Source organism: Janthinobacterium sp. ROICE36 (assembly GCF_002869965.1).
Lineage (GTDB): Bacteria > Pseudomonadota > Gammaproteobacteria > Burkholderiales > Burkholderiaceae_D > Janthinobacterium.
In genome coordinates this window covers 43,093-53,366 of record NZ_PEBS01000042.1, presented here as the reverse complement: position 1 = coordinate 53,366, position 10,274 = coordinate 43,093, and the positions used below count along the sequence as shown (strand labels likewise).

Here is a 10,274-nt window from a genome sequence, read left to right as displayed (position 1 = left end):
CCCAAAAAGGAGATAAATATCGACCCATCGTGACCGCACCCACTACAATTTAACCGCGTAACACCATCTCATGCGCAGGTGGGCGCGATAGACCGGAATGGGTGGGCACGTTCACCGAAATACGCACTGACCACTGTGCGCGACCGATTGCCACTGCTGGAGGTGGCCCACCATGTTTTCACGCGCACCGGAATATTCTATCCGCAAACCTATGCCGCCATCAACGCGGCAGCCGGATCGGATAGCTACCGTTTGATGAAAAAAGGGCAGGCCGCACGCGTACTGCCGCAGGCATTGCGCATCAACACCGGAACCGACACGCAGGAAGACTGGGAGCAGCTGCACGTGAGCAAGCGCGAGCTTTCGGGCGACACTCAGATGGAACTTGGCTTCGGCGACATTGGCCCAAGCATTCTCGCGTAGAGCATTGACCGTCTGCGCTGGTGCCAGCGCCAGGCGCAAAAAAGCCCGCGCGCGGCGGGCTAGTCTTTACGGCTTGGCGCTTGGCGCCGATGGTTGTGGCGCCGTAGTCGGAGCGAGATCGCTGATAAAAAGTTTTGCAATAACGCCGTCCTCATCAATCTCTGCCTTTGCTAAAAACGATAAGGGCGCCTGGCTGGCCAGAGCCAGCGCATAGGGATTGTTTGGTAGGGATCGAATCGGATCGGTGATCTCGCATTGAATCCGTGGCTCACTTTCGCTTAACGACACTTTGCAACTTCCTGTCTTCGTATCAAGCTCTGAAAAAATTCCGACATACGTCTTGGTTCTATCGAATCTAATGCTTGTTGCAGCCGAGAAATACTCTTTATTTTTATCATCAAGCTCGGAGATCTTTGTGCCGCTCGCGTAAATGCCAATATTGTTGCAGGTCTTGTCGATAGGGCTTGTAGCCATTCTGGCAGCAGGGCGCAACGCTTCAGCCATCTTGTCGATGGTTGATATTAGCCTTTCCGTCATCTGTGCGCTATTTGCAAGTGACTTGTCTAATGCATCCTTTAGCAGCTTCATTTCTTCGCTTGATCTCCGGCTTAAGACGTATGCTACCACGGCGGTCAACACCGCACCGCCCGTGCCACTCCAAAAGTTCGCGGATGTCATGATGCCCTGAATGTACGCAACAACCTCATAGCAATGATGCTCATCTGGCTCCCGCGCCACTACTTTTACGGCCAGGCTATCAAACTGCTTGTTGTACTTCCCGGTCTCTACAAAATTCCCGCAAACTCCCAAAATGCGAGCAAAACCCTGAAGTGAAATTCCCAGTTGGTTCAAGTCGATTTCATGCTTTTCGGCATCTCTGCCCTCGTAGCGTATCGACATTTCTTCTTGCATAGTCACCCCTTATATTGGGCTTTATTATATGAAATATTACCAACAGGAAATCTATCCAATAGTTGCAAGCTTCCCACACAACCCGCACCACCGCGACCCACTCAGCCCAGCGCGGCCGCAATGCTCGCAGGCCGAATCAGACCGCATCAGGTAGCCGTCCGGCGACCAGGCGCTGGGGTTGTTCAGGCGATGGTCAGCGGCTGCCTCAAGGGCGGCCAGGAGGACTTTCTCGGCGTTGTCGAGCCATCGACTGGCGGTCATTGAGCGCCTTTATTTCGTCGCTCACGCGCCCGGTTTTGGCGCCACGGTCTTGCTGTTGTAAACCTCCGAGCAACGGTATAGAATTCGCTTCAGTTGGCAGGGCGGCGTTAACCGCCCCACCTTCTAGGTCAAAAAAGTCCGATTTGATGAAGCACTAATAGCATTCCTGAAATGGCAGAAATGCATTTCGCAACATCAATCGTCCAGCTAACCTTCGCTACTTTTCGTTTGGCTTTAGGCATTTTGCTTTCGCTTATGCGTGACGCCGAACGAGGCCTCGTTCAGCGCCTGGATTAGAGGGCTGAACATTTATATCGCGCCTTGCCGGGCGCTAGCCGGTGTAGCTGCAGCTACGGTGGCGCCACCAACACACCTTGGGGAGCACCCTGTGTGTTGGTGGTTGAGCTTGGTTTGATAGAGGTAGCCATACAGCAAGGCTTGCATTTCCGGCATCCGCCTGACCGACTAGACGGGCATGCTGTAAGCTCTTTTTCATTCCTCACCGCGAGCGGATTGATGGTCCGCAGTCCGGGAATCACCCCGGATTCTTAGCCAGCACACTGGATAGTGTGCGGGCCTTATTTTTATTTCACCAGTCGAACACCTGATACTGGTGATGCAATCCCCATCAGCTTGCCCTTGCGATAAAACATGATCTCAAACGCGGACCCGCGCAAACAAGCGTCCATGTCGGCATAGGCAGTGATCATTTTCAGGCGCTTCGCTTCGGGCAACTTCTCGATGGCATACGTCCAATGGACGGCCAAGTGATCGCCCTCAATGCGCCAGCTGGCGAATTCGCGGATGCCAAACTGCACATCCTGCGCGGCATCCCTATTGCAAGGCGCGGCAGCGACCTGAGGCGAGAAGATGAGGGCGAACAGCAAGAGAATTACGTACTTCATGGCGACGCCAAGAGCTTCCTCTTTGCCACTTCGAATTCATCATCCGACAAGAAGCCATCCTCTACCAATGTCGCAAGCTTTCGGATCTCGTCCGCCAGAGATGTGGGTGAGGCTAGAGTTTTTGAGTTTTTTGAATCACGCATTGCTGCTTCCACTATTTTTTTGAACTCTTCGACTTCAGAATTGTATTGTTTCTGAAAAATGAACGCATCCGGATCTTGCGTTGCCTCCATTAGTCCGCCACCAAATGGTTTGCTTCCCGCGTAGGAGAATAGAATATATCCAGGAGTCCACCCGCCAAGCTTTAGCTGAATAGCAGTAATCGTGGAAATAGGTATGGAGCGCTCACCGTTCAGTCCAGATGCAAGAAAATTTCCCGCACCTTTTTTACGAATTAAGACCGCATCCGCCAGAAACTCTAATTCGTCTTTTACTGATGTTATTTTCATGTTTATCCTAATGAGACTGCTGTCATAGTTAATCTAATTGGAAGCCTACATTTTTAAGAAAAATTGATAATTGATATTCTATCTAATTATTACGCCACTTCATCGCTCAACCAGATCCAGTCGATCAAGATGCCGATCTACAGTGATCTCGGAACATCTAGCACGGATCGATCGCAAAATGGACGGCCCGACGCCTTTCATGGTAAGTAGGATGTGATCCGGAGCCTCTTCTATTACAGCGGGCGAAGATAGGCCCGCCCGCAGCATTGATTCGATCGATTCGCGCCCCAGTTTAGGGATGGTCTTCAAGAATTGAGGAAAGAATTGATCAATGATGTCATCATCACTCTGTCCAAGTCTCTCGACAATGTCAAGCCATTCAGGCCGTAGCAATATTTCGCGAATTTCCATAATACGGTAATCCATCGAATGATCAGCCTCGAGAATTGCGCGGAAAGCAATTAGGAAATTTAGAAAATCGCCGCCATCTGGAGGGATTTTTCCAATATCCGACGGGATTAAATTGTCGGACTCATAATTAACGTCGATGCCAAGTTCTCGAAAAGTAAAGGAATGCGGCACCCATTTCCCCTCACTTTCTCCGACAACCATGGCGGGTGGAAAATTCGGTAGGTCGTCAAAGACGATGCCGTGCAAAGCTAGGAGCCTTACTGGTGTGCTAAGTCTCATCGGCACCTGATAGGTTAGGTGTTTATATAAATCATAATTTGGATACGCATTATCCTCTTGGTGTTTTATTTCCGCCGCTAATGTCATTAGGCCCGATTCGAATTTATCCAGGCTTGTGAGTGATAGGAATGAATGTTGCGCCGTCAAGTTTTTAAGTTCAGTAAGGCGATCTTGCGCCACTCCAAGCCTAGATCGTCTAGTTTTCAGATTTTCCGATTTGTTCGCTATTTGGGCTGATTCGTTGATTATTTGAACGAGTCTCTGGCATTGATCGGCTGCGAAATGTTCAGCTTGAGTAAAAATTCTCTCGGTCGCATTGGTGTCCTCAATAGGCTGCGCTTGCTTGAATTTCCAAACATTCGAATATTTCATTAAAAATCAACGCTTTGCCAAACCTTAATAACACGCGCCAATATTTGAAAATCCATGTCTGGCTTTATCGTCCAATCGCGGTAGGCTTTATTTTCGGATGATGCAATAATGCCCTCACCGGGTATTCTTTGGAGTCGTTTAATAAAGCCTTCATCGCCAACCCTGAAGAAATAAACTGCGTCTCCATCAAAAGTATTAATTCCCCGATCTACTAACAGTGGATCGCCTGGATTGAACATGCCTCGCATGGAGTCGCCAAAACCCGTGACGATGGCAAGATTTTTTACGCCGGTATGACTGCGGACATTTTTTTGAAGCCAGTCTGGCGTGACACGCCACCCGTTGATCTCGCCAGGCTGATCGCGCAGCAGCACGCCAGCGCCCATCGAACCGCCGGTATCGTATTGCGGGATAGCTATCTCAGTGCTTATCACATGGATTGGCTCGCGCTGTATGACGCCGCTGGAGCCGGCCTCAGTTTGACGCGATGCCTGCAATGCCTCCGCCGCAAGACGGGGGCTTATGTCATCAAGAGTGCAGCCGAAGCCCCGCGCGTAAGCCAGTGCAGCATCGAGGCTAATTGGACGCCTGCCGGTGATATTTTGATAAATCATAGATTGCCCGCCCTTTAGGCTGTGCGCGCGAGCAAACTCAGCGCGGTTCACCTTAGCAAATCGAGCCTTGAGCCTTTCGGCTTCCTCTTCTATTGTCAGAATCTTCATGTAGCTATGCTATCGAAAAAAAACAATAGCAAGGCTTGCGATAAAACTGTAGCAATGCTATTGTATTGAGATGGAAAATTCATCTCAGGTTTCAATTACGCGGGCGTGCTCGATTCTCGGTGGGCAGGCAGCCTTGGCGGGGCGCTTGGGTGTTACCCCTGCTGCCGTCAACCAGTGGATAAAGGGGTTGCGGCCAGTGCCCTCGAAACACTGCCCTAAAATCGAAGACATCACCGGCGGGAGTGTTCGCTGCGAGGAGTTACTCCCGTCATTCAACTGGGAATCCCTGCGCGCCAGGCCGCCCATGGATGCCACCCATCGCGCCACCGGTCCTGTCCCAGCGCCAGGCCACGCCGGCCGCCAGCCGCCCACGACGAACCGCATGCTCGACACCGTGCCAGACCGCGCTGCTGTCGGCCTCGATATGCGGGCAATTCCATGAGCTGGCTGTCCTCACTGTTTCGGCGTCCGCTGGTCATCACGCCCGTTGCCGTCCGGGCTGGCGACGATCTTGTCATCTCGCTGCGGGATCGGCTCGATTCGGATGATGCATTTGCGCTGCTCGACACACTTAAGCAGCAGTTCCCCGCTACGCGCATCCACCTGCTCACGGGGTTTGGCGACGTTCAGGTACAGCGGAACGATCGCGGCGGCGACAGCGCAAGTGGCAATGGTCGTCGTGACCCACCATTTCCAGTTGGCGGCCCAGCCCTGGGCAAGCCAGCTTCGCGCCTGTCGGCAGCGGGTGAGCAGGGAGACATTGTGGTGATCACCCTGGCTACCCAGTTCCGGCTGATAGCCGTCTACATCCCGCCAAAGTAGCAAAGCGATTCTGTCTCGCAAACCCATGTGATCCTTTTTAAGTGTCGAAAATGAAACTCAAGCAAACAATTTCTGTCGGTGCCGAAGCGGCGCCGTCAAAAACCGGAGAGCTACATGCCAAGCAATAAGATTATTTTGGAATGCATTTCGCTCCTCGCAAGCGCCATTCATCACGTCAACATGAATGCTCGCTCGCGTCATATTGCAGCCCAGGTCGAAGGCATGGTCCGTGGTGCGCAGATCGAAGCTGACACACTTGAAATCAAGCAATGGTGTGAAATTGCCTCTTCACTCAAAGGGATCAACGACCTCTTTGTGAATGCAGTTGCTGCAACCGGCGGCGCATCCCCGTCTCCCACTAGCGCAGCAAAGGAGACGCTTGCAACCTTCGCCGACCTTGCCGCCACCGTCACAGCCGCCGCCGAAAAACGCTTCGCCGCCGATCCATTTGCACCCACCTTCGAGATGCTCCCTGGCAAGGACGCTGTGACTGTCAAGCTGTATCCGCGTCCGGGCTCAGTTCAGTACATCGTCAACGTCACCGGCCCGCGATCCTCGGCCGTCAGAATGGAAGGCGGCCTACCGTCGCCGATCCTCGTGTCGCAGGTTGTGGAGTCTCCACTGTGATCACAAGCGTCACTGCCGGCGCGTCATCTCCGAGCGTCCATGTTCGCGCTGTGACGTTTGCGACGAAATGCTGCCCATTCGGCTTCCCAGCCACTTGGTCGCCGATTTGCGGGCTTGGCGCCCCGGCCGGCCAATCCATTTTTAATTTCCCGTCGAGCAGCAAATGCGCGGCGTAGTTGTTTTTTTCAGTCATGGGAGATTCCTTTGCAAGTTGTTGTGTGAGAACTGCAACTGTAACGCATTGGAATCTCCCGCCCGAAATAGCACCACCAGCATCAAACCGTAGTTTTCCTTGTAGTTCGAACCATAGGAGCAATTAGTAATGAACCAAGCATCAAAACCGGCAGCTCGCGGCGCCGATCTGACCGTAATTTTTAGTCACGAGGAAAAAGACTCGTTCCGTCGCAAGTGCAATTCCATCGGCTCACGTGCCGGCACCGAGGCTCGCCGCATCCTCAACGCCTGGAATCCGCTCCAGCAGCACGTGAATATTAAATTGCCGCGTCGACATATGGAATACCCATCTCATGGGCATTTTGTGCGCGCAAGCACTAGTCGGGCGGCGCGCGGCGGCGCGCCCATGCCGAGGCGTATTTAAGGGCTTCCGCTTGCGAAGGGAGCAGTTATCGAAGGGAAAGTAAATGCAGGACCAGAAGCAGGGCGTAACACGGGAGCAGCAAATCGTAGCGCACGCCACCGAGCTGATCCGGTTGTTTGATGCGCAGCGCGCCGCCGACAGGCTTAACGACAAGGCGGCTCGGGAGGTGGCCAAGCGCGCGCAGTACCCGCAAATGCTCGCGCTCCGCAAGGCGGTTCATCTCCGCCCGCCATAACGATTGCAACACCCGACAGCTACAGCATCACACGGCCGCCTGGCGGCCACTTTAATCACCATCAATTAGGAACATGACATGACGCAAACAACTGCAATTACGCCGTATCGCTCGCTGGACAACGCTGCTGGCAACAACGATCTGCTCGACACCCTCCTGGCCAAAGGCCCAAAGAACGACGCCGCCCTGGCCCGCGCGCTGGAAGTGGCGCCGCCGGTGATTTCCAAGATTCGCCACGGCCGCCTGCCTATCGGCGCCTCGCTGCTGATCCGCATGCACGAGGTGTTCGATGTGTCGATCCGCGAACTGAAGCGCATCGCGCGCGCCGAGGTGGCAGCTTGACCTGGGCGACAACGCAACCGGAAGGCGGCTCGCCTGTGCAGGCCGGGCAGGGCGCCCAGCAGCAAGAGCACGTCGAGCGCGAATTGCCGGTCGACCCCGGCCACGTCCGGACGCGCCAGCACTACGAAGCAATGCTGCAGGAACTGCAAGGCCAGAAATGAAAAAAGCCCACTTCGCAGGTGGGCTTCCTTGAAACGCAATAAATACCGGAAAGAATTTATGGCTCCAATTGTACAACAACATCCGACCATGACCAGTCGCGAAATTGCGGAACTGACTGGCAGCACGCACGATGCGGTGCTGAAAACCATTCGCCGCTTGCTCGCTGAGGGTGTCGTTTCTGGAAACGAGACCCCTTATAAGCACCCACAGAACAGCCAGACCTACAGCGAGTTCCTATTGTCGTTCCGCGACACGATGGTGGTCGTTTCCGGCTATAGCGCCGAGCTGCGCGCCAAGATCATCGACCGTTGGCAAGAACTGGAAGCGAAGCAGTTGGCTGTGCCGGCCGCCGCGCCCGCGCGCAGCGCAGTCTCGCCCGCCAAAGAGTTCCGCGCCATCTTCGGCATTGCGCGCCTGATCGGCCTCGACAAGAATGCCGCGGCCATCAGCGCGAACCAGGGCACGGCCGCCCTGACCGGCGTCAACATGCTGCAGCTGATGGAGCGCACGCACCTTGCCACGCCCGAGCAAGAAATCTGTTTCACGCCTACCGAAATGGGCCGCCGCTTCGTCAAAAGCGCCAAGCACTTCAACCAACTGCTGGCCCAGGCTGGCCTGCAAGAGCAGATCGCCGGCCACTGGGTGCCGACGGCGAAAGGGCGCACCCACGCGGTCGTGCTCGACACGGGCAAGGCACATGGCAGCGGCGCGCCGATCCAGCAAGTGAAGTGGCGCGATTCTGTCCTGGCAGAGGTGGCCTTGTGAATAGCCAAGCTGACAATCGCCCGCGCCCGGCTGCTGATTTAGCCGCCATCCGCAATTCCGTTATCGCCGCCCGTGCCGCCGATATCCTGGCCACCGTCAAACGCTGCGGCGCCGCAACCGTCATCGATATCGCTGGTGATCTGACCCTGAATCGTGAAACGGTGCGAAAGACCCTGACCGACCTACTGGCGGCCGGCAAGCTCGTGATGATCGAGCCGTCAGCTATTCATGTCCGCGCCCTGTACGGCATGCCCGACTTGGACGAGCGGGCCGAATTCGACCTGTACCGTACGCGCAGCAACTGGCCGCGCGGCCAGCACGGCCGGGATCCGCTCGTCGCCGCCATGTTCGGCGCGCCAGCTGCGGAGGTGCGCCCATGAAGCGCGATGAGCTCCCGGTAACTCCAATCCGCTATCTGTCGCTGTTTAGCGGCATCGAGGCGGCAACTGTGGCGTGGGCGCCGCTCGGCTGGGTATGCGTAGGCGTGGCAGAAATCGAAAACTTCCCCCTGCGCGTGTTGGCGCACCACTATCCAAACGTCCCAAAACTGGGCGATATCACCAAAATTACCGAAGCGGATATCGCCGCACTCGGCCGCATCGATGTGATGGTTTTCGGTTCGCCGTGCCAGGACATGTCCGTGGCCGGCAAACGCAAAGGAATGCTCAATGCAGATGGAACTGTTACTCGATCCGGCCTGTTCTTCGCCGCCTTCAATATTTTCCAGTGGGCCCGCAAGAACGGCGGCTGCCGATTCGCACTATGGGAAAACGTCCCTGGCGCCTACAGCAGCAGCCAGGGCCGAGACTTTGCAAGCGTGGTTGAGCTCCTGGCAGGACTTGACGACGTTGCAGTGCCCGTCAACGGCTGGGGCACGGAAGGCTGCGCGCTGGGCGACAATGGACTGCTCGAATGGGCATGTCTGGACGCGCAATGGTTCGGAGTGGCGCAGCGGCGCCGCCGCGTGTTCGCTGTCCTCGATACTGGAGACTGGTCCAGTCGCGCCCCAATACTTCTTGAGCGCCAAAGCCTGCGCGGGGATTCTGCGCCGCGCCGAGAAACGGGGCAAGACGTTGCCGGAACTCTTAGCTCGCGCACTACAGGCGGTGGCGGACTCGGAACTGACTTTGAATGCATGGGTGGACTCCAGCCCACTGTATTGCCTGGCGCACGGGCAGGGGGGGCGGAACTAGCAATTGACCGCAGCCCGACGCTGACCTGCAACCACGAAGCACCGATTGTGGCTGGCACGCTGACGTGCGGCGCCAAGAGTGCGGACAGCGCCACGCAGCAGGATGCGGAAGCCGATTTATTGGTCCCGACCTATGCCATCCAGGCAGGCGCGTTGCGCGAGAATCCAAGCAGTGGGCCTGATGGCGTCGGCATTCAGGCACACATTGCGTACACGCTAGAGGCACGTGCCGAGGTCCAGGCAATCGCGTTCTCATGCAAGGACAACGGGCGAGACGCTACGGTCGAGCTGTCACCGACGCTGCGCTCAATGGGCCACGCAGGCAGTCACGCCAATGGCGGTGGACAGATGGCAGTATGTGTCACAGGCAACGTCACGCACTGCCTCAAAGCGGAAGGATTCGACGCATCCGAAGATGGAACGGGTCGGGGTCAGTCGATTATTGCTGCATACGGCTTTCAGCCACGCATCGGGCGAAATGGTCGCGGTGACATGGGTGACGTAGTTTCCGCGCTCACTGCACAGGCTGGCGAGACGGGAAAGGGCGATGCCGCGCCGTGTGTTGTCACCAATGCCGTAGGGCAAGCGTGGGCAGTCCGTCGCCTGACTCCCATCGAATGTGCGCGCCTTCAAGGCTTCCATGACCAATACCTGCCCAGCGTCACATATCGCGGCAAACGTCCCGCTGACGGCCCAATGTACAAAGCTCTCGGCAATAGCTTTGCTGTACCCGTTGTCAAGTGGATCGGCGAACGGCTGCAAGCGGCAATGGAGGTTAGCAATGGGTGAGATAAGAG

Annotated in this window: 15 protein-coding genes and 2 pseudogenes; 11 read left to right on the top strand and 6 right to left on the bottom strand. The window is 55.8% G+C overall.

The features are described 5' to 3' along the window. Positions 1–135: 135 nt before the first annotated feature. Complete coding sequence (locus tag CSZ94_RS17440) at positions 136–423, top strand: hypothetical protein (protein WP_146009829.1); 288 nt, start codon at positions 136–138, stop codon at positions 421–423. Positions 424–489: 66 nt separating this feature from the next. Here CSZ94_RS17440 and CSZ94_RS17435 read toward each other — a convergent pair whose 3' ends face one another. From CSZ94_RS17435 to CSZ94_RS17415, 5 genes are all read right to left on the bottom strand, one after another. After that, a complete protein-coding gene (locus CSZ94_RS17435) occupies positions 490–1,335 on the bottom strand; it encodes a DUF7946 domain-containing protein (protein WP_146009828.1) in 846 nt (281 codons plus the stop codon). Positions 1,336–2,180: 845 nt separating this feature from the next. Next, the gene (locus CSZ94_RS17430) at positions 2,181–2,501 is read right to left on the bottom strand and encodes a hypothetical protein (RefSeq protein ID WP_102122671.1); all 321 of its coding nucleotides are present in this window, start codon (positions 2,499–2,501) and stop codon (positions 2,181–2,183) included. Continuing rightward, a complete protein-coding gene (locus CSZ94_RS27670) occupies positions 2,498–2,950 on the bottom strand; it encodes an SHOCT domain-containing protein (RefSeq protein WP_146009827.1) in 453 nt (150 codons plus the stop codon). The genes CSZ94_RS17430 and CSZ94_RS27670 overlap by 4 nt, the downstream gene beginning before the upstream one ends. Before the next feature lie 99 nt (positions 2,951–3,049). After that, positions 3,050–4,012 (bottom strand): hypothetical protein, encoded by a 963-nt coding sequence (locus CSZ94_RS17420; protein ID WP_102122669.1) that lies wholly within the window; start codon positions 4,010–4,012, stop codon positions 3,050–3,052. Beyond that, positions 4,012–4,734, bottom strand: coding sequence for a LexA family transcriptional regulator (locus tag CSZ94_RS17415; protein ID WP_102122668.1), 723 nt, complete (start codon positions 4,732–4,734; stop codon positions 4,012–4,014). Before CSZ94_RS17415 ends, CSZ94_RS17420 begins: the two co-directional genes overlap by 1 nt. Before the next feature lie 70 nt (positions 4,735–4,804). Between CSZ94_RS17415 and CSZ94_RS28765 the strand changes: the two are divergent. Further along, positions 4,805–5,008: pseudogene (locus CSZ94_RS28765) on the top strand (helix-turn-helix domain-containing protein); the annotation flags it as partial. 30 nt (positions 5,009–5,038) lie between these two features. Further along, positions 5,039–5,176 carry a hypothetical protein gene (locus CSZ94_RS28760; protein WP_258001049.1) on the top strand — a complete coding sequence of 46 codons (138 nt, stop codon included), beginning with the start codon at positions 5,039–5,041 and terminating at the stop codon, positions 5,174–5,176. A gap of 11 nt (positions 5,177–5,187) precedes the next feature. Here the strand turns inward: CSZ94_RS28760 and CSZ94_RS17405 are convergent, their stop codons facing one another. Then, positions 5,188–5,583: a hypothetical protein gene (locus CSZ94_RS17405; protein ID WP_102122666.1), complete on the bottom strand. Its 396-nt coding sequence runs from the start codon at positions 5,581–5,583 to the stop codon at positions 5,188–5,190. An 87-nt stretch (positions 5,584–5,670) separates the two neighbouring features. On the opposite strand from CSZ94_RS17405, the gene CSZ94_RS17400 reads away from it, so the two are divergent. From CSZ94_RS17400 to CSZ94_RS17375, 8 genes and pseudogenes are all read left to right on the top strand, one after another. Further along, on the top strand, positions 5,671–6,183 hold the full coding sequence (locus tag CSZ94_RS17400) for a hypothetical protein (protein WP_102122665.1): 513 nt from the start codon (positions 5,671–5,673) through the stop codon (positions 6,181–6,183). Positions 6,184–6,505: 322 nt separating this feature from the next. After that, on the top strand, positions 6,506–6,781 hold the full coding sequence (locus CSZ94_RS27665; RefSeq protein WP_146009826.1) for a hypothetical protein: 276 nt from the start codon (positions 6,506–6,508) through the stop codon (positions 6,779–6,781). A 43-nt stretch (positions 6,782–6,824) separates the two neighbouring features. Further along, positions 6,825–7,016 (top strand): hypothetical protein, encoded by a 192-nt coding sequence (locus CSZ94_RS17395; protein WP_102122664.1) that lies wholly within the window; start codon positions 6,825–6,827, stop codon positions 7,014–7,016. Between the two features lie 78 nt (positions 7,017–7,094). Further along, a pseudogene (locus CSZ94_RS17390) lies at positions 7,095–7,334 on the top strand (helix-turn-helix domain-containing protein); the annotation flags it as partial. Between the two features lie 20 nt (positions 7,335–7,354). After that, positions 7,355–7,519 carry a hypothetical protein gene (locus CSZ94_RS28060; protein ID WP_180977519.1) on the top strand — a complete coding sequence of 55 codons (165 nt, stop codon included), beginning with the start codon at positions 7,355–7,357 and terminating at the stop codon, positions 7,517–7,519. Positions 7,520–7,607: 88 nt separating this feature from the next. After that, positions 7,608–8,285, top strand: coding sequence for a Rha family transcriptional regulator (locus tag CSZ94_RS17385; RefSeq protein WP_102122662.1), 678 nt, complete (start codon positions 7,608–7,610; stop codon positions 8,283–8,285). Next, complete coding sequence (locus CSZ94_RS17380; RefSeq protein WP_102122661.1) at positions 8,282–8,665, top strand: hypothetical protein; 384 nt, start codon at positions 8,282–8,284, stop codon at positions 8,663–8,665. Before CSZ94_RS17385 ends, CSZ94_RS17380 begins: the two co-directional genes overlap by 4 nt. Continuing rightward, on the top strand, positions 8,662–10,266 hold the full coding sequence (locus CSZ94_RS17375) for a DNA cytosine methyltransferase (RefSeq protein WP_102122660.1): 1,605 nt from the start codon (positions 8,662–8,664) through the stop codon (positions 10,264–10,266). Before CSZ94_RS17380 ends, CSZ94_RS17375 begins: the two co-directional genes overlap by 4 nt. The last annotated feature ends 8 nt before the right edge of the window (positions 10,267–10,274 follow it).